Origin of the sequence: Streptomyces sp. NPDC005811 (assembly GCF_040630405.1) — a bacterium.
Taxonomy (GTDB): Bacteria; Actinomycetota; Actinomycetes; order Streptomycetales; family Streptomycetaceae; genus Streptomyces.
Genome location: NZ_JBEXXK010000069.1, coordinates 38,693 through 58,242, shown reverse-complemented (window position 1 = coordinate 58,242; position 19,550 = coordinate 38,693). Strand labels below are relative to the sequence as shown.

Genomic DNA, 19,550 nt, shown 5'->3' with positions numbered 1-19,550 from the left:
GCCGCCCTCGGCCTCGACATCACCGTCACCCCGCGAGAAGAGACCGCTTGACCTCTACCAACGCGCATCAACTCAGGCCATTTTCAAGAGAGCAGACAGGTGAGGTCCATCTGTTCCTCAACAGCGGCATCCCGGCCGGCCCGGAGCGACTCACCGCCGCAGAAGCAACACTGGCCCGCAACGGCTGGACGCGAGAGAACAGCAAATACCTGCTGCTCACCCACCGAGGGATCGCCGGCACCCTGGAGTACGCCAACCTCCTCGAACAGTACCGGCAGCTGGGCCGCTACGGCCCCGACGACCTCATGGCACGCAACGAGCCCTACATCCAGTACCTCACACGGATCGAGGCCGTGTGCACAGCCTTCCGCAACAACGACTTCGCCGAACTCACCAGCCTGCTGGACGAGGGACGAACCCGCATCACCACCCATGCCCACAAACGCGCCATCAGCGAAGCGATCCGTGCCCTCGACGCCATGCGCACGACCGGCACCGTTGGGGATGTGCTCGACCTGATGGCCGACGGCCGCCTCCTCGCCATACCGGGAAAGCTCAAAGACCTCGAACGCCGGCGAACCGCAAAGGACCTGGACGAGCGCGACCAACGACGAGCGGACTTCTCGAACAACCTCCGCAACGTGCCCTACCGGGAGGTCATCAGCGTCACTCACTTCATCGACGAACTCACACCCTTCTCCACCCAGCACGGTGTCAAAGGCGACGAATTCGAGAACGTCGTCGTGGTGGTCGACGACAGCGCCTGGAACCGGTACAATATCGGCAAGATGCTCGCCGGTACTGACAAACCTGACCGGACCGAACGCTCGCGTAACCTGTTCTACGTGTGCTGCTCGCGAGCCCAGCGCAGCCTTGCAGTGGTGTTCATCAATGATCTCCCCGACGGGGCAGAATCCACGCTCCACGACTGGTTTGCTTCAGGCACCACCCATCCGTGAACCAGGACTCGGACCTGACTGTCCGGGTCTGTCGCCTGCGCAAGGCAGCAGACCCGTGTGGTCCGTACGCTACGCCGTACTCTCGATGCCCAGGATGTCGTAATGGTGCTGCCGTGAGCCCAGAGCCTCAACTCCCGACGGCTCACGAGAAGGAGCGCGTGCCTGGGGCGAAGTCCGTCGCTGGCTGCGTGAAGCCGTACAACGCGATCATGACGGGCGTCCGCTCCATGATGGGACCCGACGATTCCGTTGAACTGCTGTACGTGAACGGAGCCGACGGGACTGGGGTACTGCTTGCACTGCAGGATCACCAGGCGGTCGTCGCCGTCCCATACCGTGACGTCTGCGCCGAGATCGCTGGCACCTCCCACCCGCCTCGGCTTGGCGGAACCCGTCGCGCGCCTGGCCGGTTGGTCGCCAGAAGGTCTTCCTCGACTGGTTCGGCCCGCCCGCGGACTGCGCGGTGCCGTCCGACGACCCACGACACGCGCTCTGCTTCGGAGAACCGAAGGCGCAGGCTCGGAGCCAACGCTCATGTGAAAAGGACCTTGACCGGGCCACAACAGTTCAGGCCACGAGCCTGTCAGGTTAGATTCACTCCAGGTCCTCTTCCGTCGCCATGGAGTCACCAGCCTCACATGTCCGTACAGTTCGATGCCGTCTCGTTCAGCCCCGAGGGTGAGCAACATGTGCTGTGCGGCGCCACCCCCGCCGGATTCGGCGCGCCGGTCTACGTCCAGAATCCGGACGCACAGCCGAACGACGTCCTGAGGGGCCTGCTTCAGCGCTACCCTCGGCTACCGAAAGGGTTGAAGTCCGCGGGCCGGCTCAAGGCCGCAGGGCTGCGCGCGTCCAACCTCTTTCGCCCCGACGCCTACGTGCTCGGGCCTCCGCAGCTGGTCGCCGTCGCCGGGGTGACCACGAGCACCGGGCGCACGACGCAGGGATGGGAAGAGACCGTATATCCGCCGTCGCCTGTCTACCGCGCGGACCAAGCTGTCCCCTTCTCGGCGCCACCCGACGCCGACGAAGCCCAAGCCATCCGCCATGCTGCGATCCGTTGGGCGCGGGGCGTCCTCGACGACCCCGATGCGGTCATTCTGGCCGTCAGAGCCCTCGGGTCACCCGCTCCGTCCACCCCGCCCCTGGAACGGGCCGTGCCCTATGAGATAGCACTCACCTCGACCGGCGGCCACAAGAGATGGCATCAATTCATCAACCCCGAGTGGGATGCGACATTCCTGCGGCAGCTTCGACTAGGCCCTGCCGGCCCTGCGGACCTCGAAGCCGCCCCCCGTTTCCGCGAGGTAGCCGACACCCTGCTGCGCAGACTCCAGGGCAAGCGCGTCGTCACCTACGGACGCAACCTCCAGTACGCCGCGATCTACGCGGGGCTGGAGTACGCCTGGCTACGGGACGGCCTCCCCCACGGTGCCCTGTGGCCGGACACCGCGACCGCACTCACGAAGTTGAACGGAAGCCGCTGGGAGTGCGCACGTCTGCGCCACGGCGAGTTCGACAATAACTGGGACTTGGCCGCCGGTCACTTCGCGCTGCCGACCGAAGAACCGGCCACCGACGCACTCGATCGCTGCAGGATGACCGTTGCCCTGCTGCGTCGCATGGCAGATCCGGATCCGGCTCTGCGCTACGCGGAGCTGAATGCCCGGGCGGAGCGTGCCGTGCGAGACGGCAAGAGCCACCGCCGCCTGCCCCGAGGTGGTCAGCGGCTGAGCCGCATCGTCGCATCCCGTCATGCGGTGCTTGAGCGCAGCCAAGGGGGCTGCGAGAACCCTCGTTGCCCTGATCCCCGCTATACCTCGGCATTCAGCCGCAATGGCTCCTTCCTGTTGGAAGTGGATCACATAGACGATCACGCCAAGGGGGGCGCGGATCTTCCTGAGGTCATGATCGCTCTGTGCCCGAACTGTCATGCCTTGAAGACCCGTGGGACAGTGACCGACGAGTTCCGTGATCTCCTTCGCGCAACGGCTCTCGCCAGGCATCAGGAACTGCTCGCCGCGGTTCGATGAACCTGCCCCTTCATCGGCGCCGACAAGCCAGCTGGCCGTGTGTGCGGTGCCTAGCGGAGCTCGTTAAGGGCCTCTTCGAGCAGGTGGAACCGCACGCGTTCTTGTTCGAGTCGTACGTTGGGGCCGAACTCGCCGTCCACGAGGCTGTCGTAGACATCGGCCTCGTCCGGAGTGAGCGTGCCGAGAGGCTGGTGGGTGGGGGCGTCTTCCTTCACCCACTGGCTGCGGTGCTCCAGGAGAGTGTCCCGGTTCATCAGGATGGACTGCGTGTGCGGAAAGGCCCGACGCAGCCGGTCGAGGATGGTGAACCCGTGAGTGTCCAGGTCGCCCCAGTACACGAGGCGTATGCCGGGCAGCCAGTTCAGGGCGGACAGTTGGGTGACGGCGTAGCCGCCGCCGTGGATCACGATGCTGTGGGGCTGGTCGGGGAAGGCGAGGTAGGTGGTTTCGTTCTCGACGACGTACACGGCCGTGATGCCGGGCGGCGGGGCGGTGAGCTCATCGGCGCGGACCGTGAGTTCGCTGAAGCCCGTCGGCGACTCGCCCCCGAGCATGCGGAACCGCAGGTAGGCGGGCTTGTGCAGGAAGTGGAAGCGGGCGGCGAAGTCTGTGCGTGCGGCTTCGGTGTCGATGCGGTCGTCGGGAAGGCACTGTTCAAGCAGGGTGGTCAGGATGGCGCGGTGGCGTTCGATGAACTTGGTGTCCACGCCGGGTACGTCCAGCTGGCGCAGGTAGACGGCTGGGCCGCGGTAGTCGGCGATCCAGCGGATGGTGGCCTGGAGGCGGGGCCAGTCGGCTTCCCGCTGGAGGACCTGCATGGGGTGGGCGATCATCCAGTCGATGAGCGCGGGCAGTGACTCCTGGGTGGAGGTCAGCAGGGTTTGGTAGCGGGCGACCGAGGGGGTCACGCCGAGCAGGCGCCAGAGGCCGTCGCGGTCGTCGATCCAGACCCGGTCGGGGATGCTGTTCACACCCGCGAGGCGCCCGCCGAGTCGGCGGTATTCAATGCGTAGGTGCCGGTGTGCGCTGGGTGCCCACGATTCGGTCCAGGCGAGGACCTCTTCATAGTGGCGGGTGATGTCGCCGGCCTTCGGGCCGCGCAGGGGAATCCCGACGGGCTCCCAGGGTGCCCCGTCGGCGAGTTGGGTGAGATAGGTACCCGTGTTCCAGCGTTTACGGAGGCGTTCGAGGACAGTCTGCGGCGTAGTCCATTGGGAGCTTTGATGCGTCGTCATCTCAGTCTCCCGGTCCGGCTGCGGGCTGCAGAACCGCCAGGGTATGGGCGAGGCGTTCGCGGCGGTATTGGGCGATGGTCAGGGTGCGCAGGCGCGAATGGTGTCCGCTGGGGTTGTCGACGAAGCCGACGGCGGACACGTAGGGCTCGATGACGTGGATCTTCTGCAGTGGGGTGACGATGAGGAGTTGCAGCCCCAGACGCTTGAAGAGGTCCAGGGCGAAGCGGGCGGATTCCTCCGAGCCGCGTCCGAAGGCTTCGTCGATGACCACGAAGCGGAAGGTACGGCTTCTGCTGCTGGTCGTGTCGAGCTTGAACTGGTAGGCGAGGGAGGCGGCCAGGATGGTGTATGCGAGCTTCTCCTTCTGACCTCCGGACTTGCCGCCGGAGTCGGAGTACACCTCGTACTCGGAGTCGTCCTCGCGGCGTCGTTCGCTGGCGCTGAAGACGAACCAGTACCGCACATCGGTGACGCGCTTGGTCCAGCTGCGGTCGCTGTCCGCGTGGCCTTGTCGGCCCTTGAAGCGTTCGATCAGGTGCTGGACCTGGTGGAACTTCTCCTCGGAGTAGAGATCGGAGTCATCGCCGGACAGGACGTCGTCGGTGCAGGCGCGCAGTTCCGCGGTGAACTCACGGATCTCGGTGTTGGGCGTCTGCTCAGGCTTGAGCATGATGTAGCGGCCCGGGTTGTAGTCGATGCCGGCCAGCGACTCGTTGATGGTGTGGATGCGGTCGCCGATCTCGTCGGCCCAGATGGTCAACTGCGCGTGGAATCCGGCGATTTCGCGGATCACGTTGGTCTTCAGGTAGGTGCGGAACTGGTCCTGGAAGCGCGGCAGGTCGTCGGCGACGAGCTGCTGGTGCAGGGCACGGTATCCGGGGACGGAAGCGACGGAGGCGTCGAGTTCGCCGGCCTCGACCTGATAAGCCGTGCGGAAGGAGCTCATCCGGGCGGCGATCGTCTGGCCGAGACGTGTCTGCTCCTGCGCCCAGCGGCGTTTGTGCGCCGTCATCTCCTCCCGCAGCCGATTTTCGGTCTGCGTGCACTCCTGCGCGGTCCGGCACGCCAGGCGGGTTGTGGTCAGGCGCTGTTCGAGGGCCGGGAAGTGGGCCTGTGCCTCGCGGGCGGTCGGTTCGTCGAGTACGGTGCGGGCCTCGTCGCGGGCGCGTTCGGCGGTATCGCGTTCGCCGCAGACCCGGCCCCAGCCCTGGCTGGCCTTTTCGTAAGCGGCTTCCTGTTCGGTGATTTCGTCGGCGATCCGGGCGAGACGGCGGGTGAGTTCGTCCAGATCATGGGAGTCGGTCTGCAGACGCTGCTTCTCGCCCGTGAGTTCGGTGATGCGTCGTACTGCGGATCGCCAGTCGATCTCGCTGTAGTCCTGCATGGCCGCCAGCCGGTCGAGGACCTTGTCACGGCTGATGGCGTCCTCGTGGGCGGCTCCCAGCTCGGCCTTCTTCTTCTCCAGCTCGCGTTGGGCGCCGTGGACCCGGCCGGCCTGATCCAGCAGGGCTTCGATCTTCGCCCGGTTCGTCCAGCCGAGCACATAGGTGCTGCGGTCTTCGATGTGGGTGGTGTCGTTCTTCTCGTGACGGCCCCGCGCTCCCTTGATCGAACCTTGGACGGTGATGGCGAGTTCGGCGTGGCGGAAGTCCTCCATGGTCGGCACGCAGGTGTGGGAGGCGCGGCGTTCGAGCTCGCCGGCCAGCCACGGGGCGAACGGCGAGTCGTCGCGCACTTCGAGCTTGGTGAACATCGCCGTGGACGCGCCGGTGGGCTGGCGCCGCGGCGGGAGTTTATCCGGGACGCGGAAGTAGACCAGCTTCGTTCCCAGGTGGTGGTCGTTGATCCAGTCGGAGACGCGGGCGTACTCGTCGCCGGGGACCAGGAGGGACACGGCGAAGCCGCGCAGCAGCCGTTCGGCGGCTCCGGCCCATGCCTGTTCCGCGTCGCGGACCTGAATGAGCTCGCCGGCGAACGGCAGGGCGCTCTCCTCGATGCCGAGTTCGCGGCTCAGGCGGGCACGTACTTCCAGCTGCTTCCGCGGGATGTTGCTGCGGCGCGAGCGCAGGCTGATCAGGTCTGCGTTGAGGTCCTCGGCCTGCTGATTCAGTTGTGCAGCCTCGACCGCGAGTGTCTCCAGGGCCGTGCGCGTCTTCTGTGTCACCGCTGCGACGTCGTGCTGGGCCTGGGTGATCTCCTCCAGTCGGTCGGTGAACTGGGCCTGATCGGTTACCGGGGCCAGCTCGGCCTGCTCCAGCAGGGCGGCGTGCTGGCGGGCGCGCTTCTCCTGAGCGGCGCGCTGCTTCTCCGTCGCCTCGATCTGGCGCTCCAGTTCGCTCAGGCGCCCGCCGCCCAAACCCTCACGCTGCAGCTCCCACTGGCGCTCCTGGTCCCGCAGCCGCTCCAGTTCGTCTTTCGCGGACTTCTTCTCGCTGTCCAGACGGGCGAGCATCCGATCCGACTCGGCGCGCAGGGCTTCGTGCAGCACCGCCATGTGCTGGGCGATGAAGTACCGCAGGGCGGCCTGCTGGGCGTCGGCCTCCTCTATGCGTGCGGTCAGGCCCTCGTAGGCGTCGCTGTCCTCAAGCAGCGGAGTGAGGGCCTCGATCTGGGCGCGGGCCCGCTGAACGGAGTTGTAGGTGGTTCTCAGCGCGTCGAAGTGGCTGACGATGTTGTCGGTCATGGCCGCCGCATCGAACGGTTCGAGCATGTGACTGCGCACGAAGTCGTCCAGGCTGCCCACCGACTTCATCGACACCGTCTGATGGAAGAGTTCCAGTGCCTGCTCGGACTCGATGCCCATCCGGCGTCGGAAGTCCTTGCTGTAGGGCGGGAACGTCTTGTGGACACGGACACCGCCCGTTTCGAGGCGCTTCTTCAGCGCGCGCACCTCGGTGCCGAAGTCGGCGAAGTCCGCGGCGACGGACAGCGGCCGGTCGGCGACGAGGAACAGCCGCTCGGGGCTGGTGGCGTTCGCGTCGGCCAGCCAGAACACCTGTCCCAGCGTGACGGTCGAAGACAGTGCCGGGTTGGTGAACACGCCCAGGATGACCGAGTAGCTGCCCGGCTTGCGCAGCGCCACCGGCTTGGTCGTCCCGGTGGTCTCGTTGCGTTCGGACTTGTAGTGGCCCAGCACATAGGAGCGCAGGCTGCGCTCACCGCTCTCCGCGCCGGCAGCTTTGTTGTAGGCGATCTTGCGGGCGGGCATGAACAGGGTGGTGATCGCATCCACCAGGGTGGACTTGCCGGAGCCGATGTCACCGGTCAGCAGGGCGTTGGCGCCGCCGATGCCGAACGACCACACGTGCTTGTCGAAGGTGCCCCAGTTGTAGACCTCCAGACGCTCCAGCCGGAAGCCGGCCGCCGTCAGGTCGGTGGAGGTGGTCTTGCCGGCGGGGCCGGACTGGTCCGGGATCACTGCTGCTCCTCCTGGGGAGTGCGGGTGGCCGCGTACCGGGCCAGGCTTGATTCGAAGTCGGCGAGCCACTGCCCGTCGACGAAGGCCTTGATGATCCGCTGCACCTCGAACAGCTGCTCCTGCCCGCGAGCGCGGCGCAGGAACTGCAGGTCCGCCACCTTGTTGATGTGGCCGTCGATCTGGTCGATCAGGCGCGCCTCGTTGCTGCCGGCCGGGAGGAAGGTGCTGATCATCTCGACGATCTCGTCCCGGGTGATCATCAGGCGGGTGCCGTCGGCGCCCGCGTCGAACTCGGCGAGCCGCTTGCGCAGTAGTACGACCAGCAGACTGACGGGGTAGGACAGCGAGCGGCGGGGCATCAGCCGCGGCGGCGCCATGCGGGGATCGCGAACGACGTCGTCTTCGTCGTCGGGTTTCGACTGGAGGAAGGCGTATCCCTCCATCTCGTCGATCACCACGCGCAGCCCCATGACGTCGACGTAGTCCTTCACGTCGGCACTGTGACGCAACAGGGCGTCCCAGGCCCGCTCGTGCTGGTCGCGGAAGACCGGTCCTTTGAGCAGTTGGTTCACCGGTAGTGAGAGGGTGTGCGGCTGGTGCGGGGCGGGGGTGGCCGGCGTGGTCATCGGTCCTCCTCAGGGCCGGACGCCCAGGCGATGCCGGGGCTGGTGCGGGCGAAGGTGAGCACGGGTACGGTGGCGATCTGCTGGACGTCGTCCTCGCCGATCCAGGTGATCTCTTCTTGGCGGTGGTCGTCGAACACCGTGGTGAAACCGTCGTCCGGCAGCGCGAAGTAGGCGACCAGTTCGGCAAGCCCCTGCTCCAAGGGGTACTCGCGCAGCGTCTCGGCCAACGACACCTGGGTACGAGAGCCGAGCGCCCGGTGCACCGCGGCCGTGAGCCTGGCCGGATCCACATACACCGCCTCGAACAAGGCGTCGGCGGTGAACTCCTCGTCCCCCGCATGGATCCCGGTACTGTCGATCGCCGCCTTGACCACCGGCGCGTACAAAGGCCGCTCCATCGGCAGGACGATGGCCGGAGCGGCCGCATCGATCTCGGCGACCAGGTCCACGCCCGGCACATCACGCAACGCCAGGGCCTGTGCCTCGATACCGCGCACCAACTGCAGCACACGGCGATCCTCCGAACGCACCTGGTCGTCCAGGAACCGGCGCAGCTGATCCGACAGCTGCCGCACCGTCATCTGGGTACGTTCGGCGGCCTCCAGCCAGTCCCGGACCATGCGCCGCATCCTCGGATCGGGCTCTCCGATGGCCTCCATCGCCTCGACCGCGGCCAGCAGCTTCTTGAGCTCGTCCTGACGGCTCGGGGCGAGGAGGAAGTCGTAGAACGCCTGAAAGGTCCGGCCCTGGTCCGACTCCGCGATGCTCTCGCGGCTGCCCAGTACCTCGTCCAGGAGTTCGCCCTTGGCCCCGTCCCACGCGGCGATCTTGCTCCGCAATTCCCGGTCGAGGTCCCGGAAGTTCGCCTCGACCTCGCGGAAGTCGGCCAGCAGCCCATGCGCCGTCGACGTCACCTGCTGATAGCGGTCCCGCAACGCCGCGCTCTCCAGAACGACTACCTCGCCGGCCTCAACACGCGCGATTTCCTGGTCGATTTCATGCCGTCGCCGAGTGAGCTCCGCCAGCCGCGCCTCGGGGTCGGTTTCTGTGCCGAACGTCATCTGCCTCAGCAGGTCAAAGATCGTGTTCAGGCGCGACTCTGTACCGACGAACGAACGCTCTTCCAGCGACCGGACCCACGCGATGGCTTTCTCGACCGCAGCCGTGGCGTCATAGTGCGGCTCGTCCGAATCCGGCGGATAGTACGTGCGCAGCCAACCGATCCCCTGCCCCGACCAGTCGTCCAGATACGCCTTCGCGGACTTGGGAAACGTGCCCTGCCCCAGCCGGTCGTTGAGTGCGAACAACTCGTCGTCCAGCCGTTCGACAAGCTCCGCACGGGCGATCGAACGCGCCCCTTGCTCGACGAACACCTTGTTGAAGAAGCTCAGCATCAGCGCGGCGTTGTCGGCCTTCAGCAGCCGCCAAGCAGCGCTCTGCTTTCGCAGCGCGACCAGACGGTCGTAGTCCAACTCCATACTCCCCGCCCTCTCACTACCCCGGCCATGCAGCCGTGCACAGGCATTCCGCGCCGACCACAAGAAACCGTAGAGGCCACCACTGACAACGGAACTCTGCAGAGTCGACGAATGGATGGGCCGACTCGGCCGCGAGAACGCAAAAAGCCAGGCGAGAGGGCAGATTCATCTGGGTTGCAGATCATTCCCACCCCTTACCCCCGAGCTATTTCCGAACATAATTTCGAGTTCCGCGCCATGTCGTCTGTGCGGACGAGTAGCCACGCCGTCGCACCTTGATGCCGCTACGACTCTGGACGCCGCACCCCACCAGGCAACGCGCTGCCGTACTGCGCCTTCACGCACCGCCTTCCGTACCCGGCGATGTCACCGGACACGGAAGGCGGTAGCGCACGACGGGGCCGGTCAGCCGGAACCACGCCCGACGTCGGCTGCGCGCGTTCTCGTCACGCGGCCAAGGGCGTTGCCGCTTCCTCCTCCGCGGGAGGCGCGAGGAGCGGGAAGGCACAGTCGTCGGGGCGCCGGCCCATCCGCTGCAGCGTGAGCGCCGCGAGCAGTGCCACACCTGGACCGGTCACCGGCGAACGCTCCATCCCCACGTAGTAGATCCCGTCCTCGTCGGGTTCGACATCCACGCGGTCGAAACTGACGGACAGGGCGGCGCAGTACCCCCACAGGTCCGCCCGCAGTCCGCTGGGAATGTCCGTGCGGACCCAGACGAGAGGATGCGGCGCGCCCTGTTCGTCGTAGCCCATGGTGACTGCCGCCCCCACGCCCTCGGGAAGGGGGTAGGCCTCCTCCGGCACGTCCTCGGCCGTGCCGTCGAGCGCGTCGGTGATGAGCGTGCGCACTGCCGCGATCACCTCCTCGTCGCCGCGCCAGCCGTGCAGTGGGCCGTAGTCGGTCCCGGCGTAGAGCTCGCGCACGTTCTGGCTCTGTTTCGGGCGTTCGGGTGGATCGACTGCCGGACAGTCCTCCAGGCCGATGTCCTCCAGGGCGGTCTCGGCGTAGGTCACCCCGTCCTTCGAGTCCACCGTGATGGCGGACCAGCCGTGCTGGATGTATTCGGAGAACAGCCTGCGGATGAGGCGCGCCTTCGCCTTGTCGGACAGTCCGGGGACGGTGACGACGACGATCAGGCCGCGGAGGACGATGAGCCATGCCTGGTGGTCGTCGATCAGTTCCTGCTCGGAGAAGGACACGCCCAGGAGCTCTCCGAGGCTCTCGACCGGCAGAGCCCACGCGTCGTGAGCCCGCAGCTGAGGCGCGGCCTGTGGCTGCTTCGAGCAGGTCTGGGCATTGTTCGTGTTCGTGTGAACCGGATTGGACACCACGATGCTTCCTTTCGCCAGGAAATTGGGTAAGTCGAGTCTTCGGCGAGAGGTCGCACAGGGGCGCGTAAAGTAGGAAAAGCTCTTTTCGTGTGACCTGAACCAGTCAGGCTGCGGACCGTCGTACCCGGGTCAACGCCTGTCACCCCAGCGATACCGTTCCTCATCGGCCCCGTACGGAATCCAGCCTTTCGGAAACAGCTTCAGCTCCTCCGGTTCTTCGGTGCCGGACTGCGCGTGTCGGCGCGCCCCGGACAGCCACCGGCGCGCTGAAAACGAGTTGAAGCTCGTCGGCGTCAGCCTTCTCCGCGATTCGGCGTCCCCGGGATCGCAGCACGCGCGCGGCGCGGTCGCCTCCTGCCACCTGGCGACCTGTTCGAGGGAGATCTCTGCAAACTGGACCTGCGCCGCCCGTTCCTTTGCCTCCTCCGCGGCCTCACGCCAGCTGACCACCCGCTCCCACCAGCACCCCCTCCAGCGGCGGCTACTTCTTCGCCCTGCCCGGGGTGCACGACAGCAAGGACTGGCTCGTCCTCGCGCTGCCCGCCACCTGAGCCCGTGCCGCCGCCTTCGGTGTGAGGGCCGCGAGCGCGTCACGGCATCAGGGGCGATGCTCACAGCCTTCCGGGCGGCCCTGCCCGCCGCAGCAGAATTCGACCCCGTCCCGGTCGCCCGCTGTGGACGGCGCGTTCGCGGCGGCGGCTCGCGTCGCGCACTGCGCACTGTCCATCATCCGATCGCTGTCGGACGCGGCATTGGCGAGGCTCGTGCAGCACACCACCAGCAGGAGGCCGCCCGCCACCAAAGGCAGACTCCGGCGGCGCGGCGGCGGGGCGAGCAGGGCCCGTACCCGCTGCGGTACGACTCCCCCCGTTGCCGCCAGACCGGTGGGACGGGCCGCTCCGGCTGACGCCAGGGCGGCGCGCCCGACGGCGTGGGCGACGACCGTGCGATCGCTGACACAGAGCGCGGCCTCCTCGTCGGCCCAGCGTTCCAGAACGTAGTCACCCGCGACGGCCAGAGGACGCAGCAACGGGTTCAGAGCAGCCGTGAGCCGCCACAGAGTCTGGAAGAGGTGGTGGCGGCCGCGCAGATGTGCCCGTTCGTGTGCGAGAAGGGCCGCGCGTTCCCGGTTGCCGAGGCATCGCAGCATCCCGCGGGAGACGACGATCCGCCCGGGCCTTCCAGGGAGGGCGAAGGCGATCGGGGCATCGTCGTCCAGTACCGCCAGCTCGGTCTTCTCCGGCAGGCGGGCGCACTCGCGCCGCGCCCGGGCAACGTGCCGGAACCGGGATACCGCGGCCACGCCCAACGAGATGGCGCCCGAGACGAGCAGCAGGGCGCTGCCGACCGCGACGACCAGGTACACGGGGTCTTCGGCGCGCAGCGCGGCGACCGACCAGCGGCCCTCCTCAGCGATCTCGGGAATCTGCGCCACGCCGGTGAAGGCCAGCAGGGCGAGCGACCCGGCCCAGCCGACCGCTGTCACCAGCGCGGCGCACGCCAGCGCCCAGGCCGCAGGGCGCGGCGGCAGGAGCCGCGCGAGCCGCGGCGCGAGCAGGGTGAGCACGGCCGTGACGGCGAAGGGGACGTAGACGCTGATCAGCACGGCTTCACGGCCTCCCCTCGGAGCGTTCGTCATCAGCTCGGGGAGCCTGTCCGGACAGCAGCTGGTTCAGCACCTGCTCGTCCTGCGCGGACAGCTCCGACACGAACCGGGCCAGGACCGCCTCACGGTCGGAGCCGCCCTCCAGCAGCGAGTGCATGCGGTGAGCAGTGTGGGACGCCTCGTCCCGGGCCGGCTCGTAGGCGTAGCCACGGCCCTCGCGGTGCCGGACCAGCATGCCCTTGTCGTACAGCCGGGAAAGGATCGTCAGAACGGTCGTATAGGCCAGGTCGCCCGGCAGCGAGTCCCGGACCTGGCGGGCGGTCAGGGCTCCGTCGGCAGCCCAGAGCGCGGCGAGTACATCGCTCTCCAGTTCACCGCGCGCCCTCCTCCCGGAAGCCTCGTGCGCGTCCTCGCCGCCTTGCGCATCCACCGGATGCCTCCCTCCGCCGCCCGTTCGTGCGCACAGCCTACCCGGGCACCTCCTACGAGTTGTAGGAGGTATGCTCCGGGCTTCAGGCCGCGAACTACTACAACTTGTAGAGCTCCATCGCTCCCGTCATGCGCGGAGGAAACCCATGCCCCACGCCGCATCCACGGCGTCCGGATCCGTGCTCGCGGGCGCCATTCCACGTCAGCGCGCCACGACACCCGTCGAACGGCGGATCGCGCTCGTCTCCGCGAGCCTGGGCGCCGGTCACAACGGCGCCGCCGCCGAACTCGCCCGCCGTCTCACCACTCAGGGCCACCTGGTGGACCGCCTCGACCTGCTGGATCTGCTGCCTGCCCGGCTGGGCCGCACCGTGCAGGACGGCTATCACCGGATGCTGGTGCGGGCTCCGTGGGCCTATCAGCGGATCTACTCCCGCACCGAGTGGGCCGGAGGCGGCGGGCCGGTGGCACGGGCACTGCTGCGGTCGGCGGAGGACCGGGTGCTGCGCGCGCTGCCTCCGGGTACCGGGGCGGTCGTCTCCACCTACCCGGGGGCCAGCCGAGTGCTGGGGAACCTACGCCTGGCGGGGCGTCTGAACGTTCCCGTCGTGACCTATCTGACCGACTTCTCGGTGTATCCACTGTGGGTGGCACCCGGCGTGGACGTTCACCTGGCCGCCCACGCGATACCCGCCGCCCAGGCACGAGCCGCCGGCGCGCGGGACGTGCGGGTGTGCGGTCCGGTCACCGACCCGCTCTTCACACCCCCTACCACGGCAGAGCGTGACCGGGCGCGGGCGGGGTTCGCGCTCCCGCGCCATGCGCCGCTGGCCCTGCTGGTCGCGGGATCGTGGGGGGTCGGTCCGGTGCGGCAGGTCGCCAGGGGGCTGCGCGAGTGCGGCGCCGCCGTTCCGGTCGTCGTGTGCGGCCGCAACGAGAGTCTGGCCAGACACCTGCACGCCGACGGTGTCGAGCACGCGTTCGGCTGGGTCGACGACATGCCCGGCCTGATGTGCGCCGCGGATGTCCTGGTCCAGAACGCCGGCGGGCTGACATCCCTGGAGGCGTTCGCCTCGGGCCTGCCCGTCGCCAGCTACCGCTGCATACCCGGGCACGGACTGATGAACGCCGCCGCCCTTCACGAAGCGGGGGCGGCCGTGTGGATCCGCAACCCGGCCGACCTCAAGCAGACGCTGAACGACCTGATCGACGGCCCGCTCGGACACCGGCAACGGGAGACCGGTCTCGCCCTGTTCGCCAGGTCGCCGGACAGCGGCCCGGCCGCCGAGATCGCCCGCCTTCACCACGCCACCGTCCCCGACCACGGCCGTAAGATCGCCGCACAGCGCCGCAGCGCCCTGCGTCGGCTCGCCACCATCGCCGCCCTTGCCACCGCCCTGTGGACAAGCGCCGTCGCCATGGGAGTCGCGACCGACTACGACGGACCGGATTTCCTCCGCACTCTCGGCCACAGCCTCGACCCGGACGCCCACGTGCCGCCGATCGGGGGCCACCACGCGTGAACGCCGCCCGGACCCTGCGCACGGCCGCGCTCGCCACCCTGCCTGCCTTCGTCGCCGTGCACACCGCTCCCGTCGTCTCCACCTTCGGGCCGCTGCGCAACCACGTCATGCCCCGGCTCTCGGGCCGAGGCCGAGCGGACCACGTAGCGCTGACCTTCGACGACGGCCCCGACCCCCGCTCCACCCCGCACTTCCTGCGCCTCCTCGCCCAGCGCCGGACGCACGCCACCTTCTTCCTGCTCGGCAGCGCAGCACACCGCAACCCCGGGCTCGTCCACGAGATCGCGGAATCCGGTCACGAGATCGGCGTCCACGGCTGGCTCCACCGCCCCCTGCTGCTGCGCAGCCCCCGAGCCACGCACGAGGATCTCCGCCGGGCCCTCGACACCGTCGGCACGATCACCGGACAGCGCCCGGTACTGCCCCCCGTACGGCGTCATGTCCGCCGCGGCCCACCTCGCCGGCCACGGCCTTGGCCTCACACCGGTGCTGTGGACCTGCTGGGGCGAGGACTGGACGGCATGCGCGACGCCGCGCTCCGTTCACCGCACCGTGGTCGCGGACCTGGACGGCGGCGGCACGATCCTGCTGCACGACTCCGACTGCAGCTCCGTACCCGGCGCCTGGCGCTCGTCGCTGGGCGCGCTTCCCGGCATCCTCGACGCCTGCGAGGAGCGCGGCTACGGCGTCGGCCCGCTGCGCGACCGCGGCCGACCTCTGTGACACGCCCGCCCCCGGGAGCTGCGAACCCCTCGCCCACCCACAGACACCTACTACATCTTGTAGAGGTAAGCTCGACTAGGTGCGGCATCAAGGCAGAGGACATCACCTGCAGTCCTACACATCGTCTACAAGAATGTAGTCGATACGTAACCGCTACGTCATTGTCCCCAGGAAGGGGCTCCCGACCATGAGCACACCGGTGCACTCCGCCTCGGTTCTGGCCGTCAACGTGCTGGATGCCCACTCGTTGCTGGCGGCCTTCGGCGTGCTGGGTGTCGGGGTGGTGATGTTCGCCGAGACGGGCCTGCTGGTTGGCTTCTTCCTGCCGGGCGACTCGCTGCTGTTCACGGCCGGCCTGCTGTGCACGGGTTCGGCCGAGGGGAGCGTTCACCTGTCCCTGGGACCGCTGCTGGTCGCGGCGGCGGCCGGCGCCCTTGCCGGGGCGCAGTGCGGGTATGTGCTCGGCCGGAAGGCGGGTGGGGCCCTGCTGGCCCGCAGCCGCTCGCGACGTCTGCACGAAGGGGCGAGACGCGCCGAGGAGCTGCTGGAACGCTACGGATGCGCGAAGGCGATCGTGCTGGCCCGATTCGTACCGGTCGTACGGACCGTTCTCAATCCGGTGGCGGGCGCACTGGAGGTGCCGGTGCGGACATTCGCGCTGTGGCAGGTCGTCGGCGGGCTGGTGTGGAGCCTCGGCCTAACTCTGGCGGGGTACGCGCTGGGCTCCTCGATCCCGAATGTCGACCGTTACCTGCTCCCACTGGTCGCGTTGATCGTTTTCGTGTCAATGGTTCCGCTCCTCGCCGAGGTGTACAGGGCTCGTCGGGAAGCCCGGCCCGAGGGAGGGCTCAAGTGATCATGGCTTTGGACGGGTCGTCGGTCGACGGCTCCCTCTACTCGGACGTGGTGGATACGGCCCGGCACGCTCCGGGCTGGCTGGACACCGCGATGGCCTTCTGGTCGACGTACGGGCTCGCGCTGTTCGCAGTTCTGGCTGCCGTGGGCTGGTGGTCCGCGCGGCGTGCCGGGGGTGCGGCGGCGGTGACGGCGCTTGGCGTGCCGGCGGTCGTGGTCGCGGCGTACGGCGTGGATGCCCTGGTGAAGCTGGCGGTGCGTGAGGACCGGCCGTGCCAGAGCCTCCGGGTGAAGACCCTGGAGGCGTGTCCCTCGCCCGGTGACTGGTCCTTCCCTAGCAACCATGCGGCGATCGCGGCCGCCGCTGCCGTGGCGCTGTTCTTCGTCTCGCGCCGGCTGGGCGCGGTCGCGATTGTGGCCGCCGTGGCGATGGCGGTCTCCCGGGTGTGGGTCGGCGCGCACTATCCGCACGACGTTGTGGCTGGGGTGATGGCCGGTGGGCTCGTCGCGCTGGGGGCGATGCTCGTTCTGCGACGTCGGGCGCCGTCGGTGGTCCGGTGGATCGGCTCCGGCCGCCTGCGTCCACTGCTGACGGCCTCGTGAACCGGCGCGACGCCGCCGACCTGGCGGGCACCATCGGTCTCGGCGCCTACCTGGCCTTCGGCATCCTCACCTGGGTGGTGATCGGCAACGACGGCGCTCCGCTGTGGGGGGACAACGGTTTCCTGGTCTGGTCGCTCGGCCACCGGCCGGACGTGGCAGTGTCTGTGGCCCGAGGGGTGACGGATACCGGCAGCGGCAGCATCCCTTATGTCCTCGCGGCGGTGGCGGGCGTGACAACGGGGCGAACCGGGCGGCAGCGGGTGCGGGCCGCCCTGCTGAGCCTGGCCTGTCTCGGCGCGGGGCAGACGCTGCGCTACGGGGTGATGGCTCTCGTCCAGCGGCCGCGCCCGGCACCTGCCGACTGGGCGGCGTCGGCGAGCGGCTGGGCATTTCCTTCGGGGCACACCACCACGGCGGCCCTCACCGCGGGGCTGCTGATCGTCGCGGTCTCGCTGCGCGCCCCGCGCGGCGCCACCGCGCTCCGCGTCGTCATCGGGTGCTGGGGCGTGCTGGTGGGCCTGTCCCGGGTCTATCTCGGTGTGCACTGGTTCACCGACGTCATCGGGGGTGGGCTGTTCGCCACCGGATGGCTCGGCGTATGCCTGTATGCAACGGCCCGGTGGCTGCCCGACTCGTTCATCTCGGGCACGCCCGACACACCCGGTACATCGGAAAATCCGACGGAGGACCATGCGCCACAAGATCCTGGTCGTCGAGGACGATCACGCCCTGCGTGACGTGCTGCGCCGCGGCCTCCTGGACGAGGACTTCGCGCCCGTACTCGCCGCCGACGGCGCCACCGCGCTGCGGCTGGCCACCGATGACGTCGCCGCGGTCGTCCTGGACGTCGGGCTGCCCGACGCGGACGGCCGGGACGTCTGCCAGGCGCTGCGCGCCAATGGCTTCGCCGCCCCCATCATCTTCCTGACGGCCCGCCACCACATCACCGACCGCCTGTCCGGATTCTCCGCCGGCGCCGACGACTACCTGCCCAAGCCCTTCCATCTCGCCGAACTCGTCGCCCGGCTGCACGCCGCGCTCAAACGTTCCGGTCCTCCGGTCCCGGCCTCGGCCGGAGATCTGGTGCTGGACCCGACCCGGCACAGCGCGAGAGTCGGCGACGCCCACGTCGACCTGTCCCCCACGGAGTTCCGCCTGCTCGCCGCGCTCGTTGCCGCGGGCGGCGCCCTCGTGCCCCGCCGTGACCTGGCCAGGGCCGCCTGGCCGGACGGCGCCCAGGTCAGCGACAACACCCTCGACCAGTACCTGAGCCGGCTGCGCCGCAAACTGCGCGAGGTCGGCAGCGGCCTGAGCCTCACGACCGCGCGCGGCATCGGGCACCGGCTGGCATGAACCGTTTTCCGCGCCGTCTGGCGCCCCGCACTCTGCGCGGCCGGCTCTCGCTCGTGGCGTTGACCACCGCCGCGCTCCTGATGACCGTGCTGACCGTCGTGTTCAACACCGTGATGGACCGGCACCTCCAGCACCAGGCGGACGACGAACTGCGCAACCGCGCCGCCGCCGTCGCCACCACCATCGACACCAGCGGTCCCAAGGTACGAGTCCTGGAGACCGTCAACGACAGCCTTCTCGACGCGAACGTGTGGATCTACGCCGGGACACGGCTGCTGGAGAAGCCCCCTTCCACTACGGACGACAGCCCCCTGGCCCGAGCTGCCGGCCGGCTCGCCGCGCAGGGGAAACCGGTCTGCACGACCGTGCACGCCGAGAACCCCCCATTGGTCCGCATGTGTTCCCGACCCGTGTCCGGCCGGCGCAGCACCGCCACCGTCGTCACGGCCGTGGACCTCGCGCCGTACCGCAACTCCGCGGACACCCTGCTGCTGGGCTCGCTGATACTGGACGCCGTCATGCTCGCCTGCACCTACGTGCTGACGCGGCTGGCCGTCGGACGGGCGCTGCGCCCCGTGCGCACCATGACCGACCAGGCCACCCAGTGGAGCGCCGTCGGCTCCGACCAGCGTTTCGGCGCCGAGGAGCATCCGGCCGAACTGGCCCGCCTCGGAACCTCGTTGGACTCGCTGCTGGACCGCATCCGTACCGTGCTGCGCCACGAGCGGCAGCTGACCGGCGAGCTGTCCCACGAACTGCGCACCCCGCTCACCCGGATCATCATCGAGCTCGACTGGTGGCGGGCCCGCCCGCGCTCCGCCGCCGAGACCCGCGCCACCCACGAGGTGATAGCGGAGGCCGCCCAGTCCATGCGCACCATCTGCGACACGCTGCTGAACGACGCCCGCGAAAACGCGCAGAACACCACCACGGCCGTCGGCGCCACCGTCCTCGCACCCGTCCTGCGCCGGCTGGCCGAGAACCTCGGCGCACGCGAGCAGGTGAAGACCGCCGTCGACGCACCGGATCCGGGTCTGGAGGCGGGCGTCGCGCCCGCCCTGCTCGAACGCATCGTCAGCCCGCTGCTGGCCAACGCCGTCCGCCACGCCCGCACCACGGTGACCGTGACCGCGCGGCGGCGGCCCGGCGGCGTCCGCATCGCCGTCACCGACGACGGCTCCGGCGTTCCGGAGGCGTTCCGCGACAACCTGTTCCAGCCCGGCCGCCGTGCCGACCCTGGCGACGGACACGACGGCGCGGGCCTGGGGCTGCCGCTCGCGCGGCGTCTGGCCCGCGCCGTCGGCGGCGAGGTCTCCCACGACCCCGGGCACACCCCCGGAGCGCGCTTCCTGGTCGACCTGCCCGCCGGGTGACC

18 protein-coding genes and 1 pseudogene are annotated in these 19,550 nt (G+C 69.0%); 10 read left to right on the top strand and 9 right to left on the bottom strand.

The window, feature by feature from the left end:
• Positions 1–47 precede the first annotated feature (47 nt).
• Positions 48–959 (top strand): hypothetical protein, encoded by a 912-nt coding sequence (locus tag ABZ490_RS45455; RefSeq protein WP_359004495.1) that lies wholly within the window; start codon positions 48–50, stop codon positions 957–959.
• On the opposite strand, the gene ABZ490_RS45450 is transcribed toward ABZ490_RS45455, so the two are convergent.
• Positions 842–1,495: a restriction endonuclease gene (locus tag ABZ490_RS45450; RefSeq protein WP_359004492.1), complete on the bottom strand. Its 654-nt coding sequence runs from the start codon at positions 1,493–1,495 to the stop codon at positions 842–844. The genes ABZ490_RS45455 and ABZ490_RS45450 overlap by 118 nt on opposite strands.
• A 102-nt stretch (positions 1,496–1,597) precedes the next feature.
• On the opposite strand from ABZ490_RS45450, the gene ABZ490_RS45445 reads away from it, so the two are divergent.
• The gene (locus tag ABZ490_RS45445; RefSeq protein WP_359004489.1) at positions 1,598–2,992 is read left to right on the top strand and encodes an HNH endonuclease; all 1,395 of its coding nucleotides are present in this window, start codon (positions 1,598–1,600) and stop codon (positions 2,990–2,992) included.
• A 50-nt stretch (positions 2,993–3,042) separates the two neighbouring features.
• Here ABZ490_RS45445 and ABZ490_RS45440 read toward each other — a convergent pair whose 3' ends face one another.
• The 8 genes from ABZ490_RS45440 to ABZ490_RS45405 form a co-directional block, all read right to left on the bottom strand.
• Entirely contained in the window at positions 3,043–4,227 is a 1,185-nt protein-coding gene (locus ABZ490_RS45440) for a Wadjet anti-phage system protein JetD domain-containing protein (RefSeq protein WP_359004486.1), read from the bottom strand.
• 1 nt (position 4,228) lies between these two features.
• Positions 4,229–7,645 (bottom strand): ATP-binding protein, encoded by a 3,417-nt coding sequence (locus ABZ490_RS45435; protein ID WP_359004483.1) that lies wholly within the window; start codon positions 7,643–7,645, stop codon positions 4,229–4,231.
• The gene (locus ABZ490_RS45430) at positions 7,642–8,271 is read right to left on the bottom strand and encodes a DUF4194 domain-containing protein (protein ID WP_359004481.1); all 630 of its coding nucleotides are present in this window, start codon (positions 8,269–8,271) and stop codon (positions 7,642–7,644) included. Before ABZ490_RS45430 ends, ABZ490_RS45435 begins: the two co-directional genes overlap by 4 nt.
• The gene (locus ABZ490_RS45425; protein ID WP_359004478.1) at positions 8,268–9,743 is read right to left on the bottom strand and encodes a DUF3375 domain-containing protein; all 1,476 of its coding nucleotides are present in this window, start codon (positions 9,741–9,743) and stop codon (positions 8,268–8,270) included. Before ABZ490_RS45425 ends, ABZ490_RS45430 begins: the two co-directional genes overlap by 4 nt.
• Before the next feature lie 452 nt (positions 9,744–10,195).
• A complete protein-coding gene (locus ABZ490_RS45420) occupies positions 10,196–10,951 on the bottom strand; it encodes a hypothetical protein (protein WP_359004475.1) in 756 nt (251 codons plus the stop codon).
• Positions 10,952–11,212: 261 nt separating this feature from the next.
• Complete coding sequence (locus tag ABZ490_RS45415) at positions 11,213–11,533, bottom strand: hypothetical protein (RefSeq protein WP_359004472.1); 321 nt, start codon at positions 11,531–11,533, stop codon at positions 11,213–11,215.
• A 148-nt stretch (positions 11,534–11,681) separates the two neighbouring features.
• The gene (locus tag ABZ490_RS45410; protein ID WP_359004469.1) at positions 11,682–12,689 is read right to left on the bottom strand and encodes a M56 family metallopeptidase; all 1,008 of its coding nucleotides are present in this window, start codon (positions 12,687–12,689) and stop codon (positions 11,682–11,684) included.
• 4 nt (positions 12,690–12,693) lie between these two features.
• Positions 12,694–13,119, bottom strand: coding sequence for a BlaI/MecI/CopY family transcriptional regulator (locus tag ABZ490_RS45405; RefSeq protein ID WP_359004466.1), 426 nt, complete (start codon positions 13,117–13,119; stop codon positions 12,694–12,696).
• A gap of 145 nt (positions 13,120–13,264) precedes the next feature.
• Here ABZ490_RS45405 and ABZ490_RS45400 point away from each other — a divergent pair, with 145 nt between their 5' ends.
• From ABZ490_RS45400 to ABZ490_RS45365, 8 genes and pseudogenes are all read left to right on the top strand, one after another.
• Positions 13,265–14,641 (top strand): glycosyltransferase, encoded by a 1,377-nt coding sequence (locus ABZ490_RS45400; RefSeq protein ID WP_359004463.1) that lies wholly within the window; start codon positions 13,265–13,267, stop codon positions 14,639–14,641.
• Between the two features lie 107 nt (positions 14,642–14,748).
• A pseudogene (locus tag ABZ490_RS45395) lies at positions 14,749–15,003 on the top strand (polysaccharide deacetylase family protein); the annotation flags it as partial.
• Between the two features lie 76 nt (positions 15,004–15,079).
• Positions 15,080–15,364 carry a hypothetical protein gene (locus ABZ490_RS45390; protein ID WP_359004504.1) on the top strand — a complete coding sequence of 95 codons (285 nt, stop codon included), beginning with the start codon at positions 15,080–15,082 and terminating at the stop codon, positions 15,362–15,364.
• A gap of 187 nt (positions 15,365–15,551) precedes the next feature.
• On the top strand, positions 15,552–16,220 hold the full coding sequence (locus ABZ490_RS45385; RefSeq protein ID WP_359004460.1) for a DedA family protein: 669 nt from the start codon (positions 15,552–15,554) through the stop codon (positions 16,218–16,220).
• Complete coding sequence (locus tag ABZ490_RS45380) at positions 16,217–16,822, top strand: phosphatase PAP2 family protein (RefSeq protein WP_359004457.1); 606 nt, start codon at positions 16,217–16,219, stop codon at positions 16,820–16,822. The genes ABZ490_RS45385 and ABZ490_RS45380 overlap by 4 nt, the downstream gene beginning before the upstream one ends.
• The gene (locus ABZ490_RS45375) at positions 16,819–17,559 is read left to right on the top strand and encodes a phosphatase PAP2 family protein (RefSeq protein WP_359004454.1); all 741 of its coding nucleotides are present in this window, start codon (positions 16,819–16,821) and stop codon (positions 17,557–17,559) included. Before ABZ490_RS45380 ends, ABZ490_RS45375 begins: the two co-directional genes overlap by 4 nt.
• The gene (locus ABZ490_RS45370) at positions 17,513–18,175 is read left to right on the top strand and encodes a response regulator transcription factor (protein WP_359004451.1); all 663 of its coding nucleotides are present in this window, start codon (positions 17,513–17,515) and stop codon (positions 18,173–18,175) included. The genes ABZ490_RS45375 and ABZ490_RS45370 overlap by 47 nt, the downstream gene beginning before the upstream one ends.
• Entirely contained in the window at positions 18,172–19,548 is a 1,377-nt protein-coding gene (locus tag ABZ490_RS45365) for a HAMP domain-containing sensor histidine kinase (RefSeq protein ID WP_359004448.1), read from the top strand. The genes ABZ490_RS45370 and ABZ490_RS45365 overlap by 4 nt, the downstream gene beginning before the upstream one ends.
• Positions 19,549–19,550: the final 2 nt, after the last annotated feature.

Coding starts and splice junctions, on each gene's coding strand:
- ABZ490_RS45450 (WP_359004492.1), bottom strand. CDS start 1,495: ATGAGCGTTGGCTCCGAGCCTGCGCCTTCGGTTCTCCGAAGCAGAGCG.
- ABZ490_RS45445 (WP_359004489.1), top strand. CDS start 1,598: ATGTCCGTACAGTTCGATGCCGTCTCGTTCAGCCCCGAGGGTGAGCAA.
- ABZ490_RS45440 (WP_359004486.1), bottom strand. CDS start 4,227: ATGACGACGCATCAAAGCTCCCAATGGACTACGCCGCAGACTGTCCTC.
- ABZ490_RS45430 (WP_359004481.1), bottom strand. CDS start 8,271: ATGACCACGCCGGCCACCCCCGCCCCGCACCAGCCGCACACCCTCTCA.
- ABZ490_RS45400 (WP_359004463.1), top strand. CDS start 13,265: ATGCCCCACGCCGCATCCACGGCGTCCGGATCCGTGCTCGCGGGCGCC.
- ABZ490_RS45390 (WP_359004504.1), top strand. CDS start 15,080: ATGTCCGCCGCGGCCCACCTCGCCGGCCACGGCCTTGGCCTCACACCG.
- ABZ490_RS45385 (WP_359004460.1), top strand. CDS start 15,552: ATGAGCACACCGGTGCACTCCGCCTCGGTTCTGGCCGTCAACGTGCTG.
- ABZ490_RS45370 (WP_359004451.1), top strand. CDS start 17,513: ATGCGCCACAAGATCCTGGTCGTCGAGGACGATCACGCCCTGCGTGAC.
- ABZ490_RS45365 (WP_359004448.1), top strand. CDS start 18,172: ATGAACCGTTTTCCGCGCCGTCTGGCGCCCCGCACTCTGCGCGGCCGG.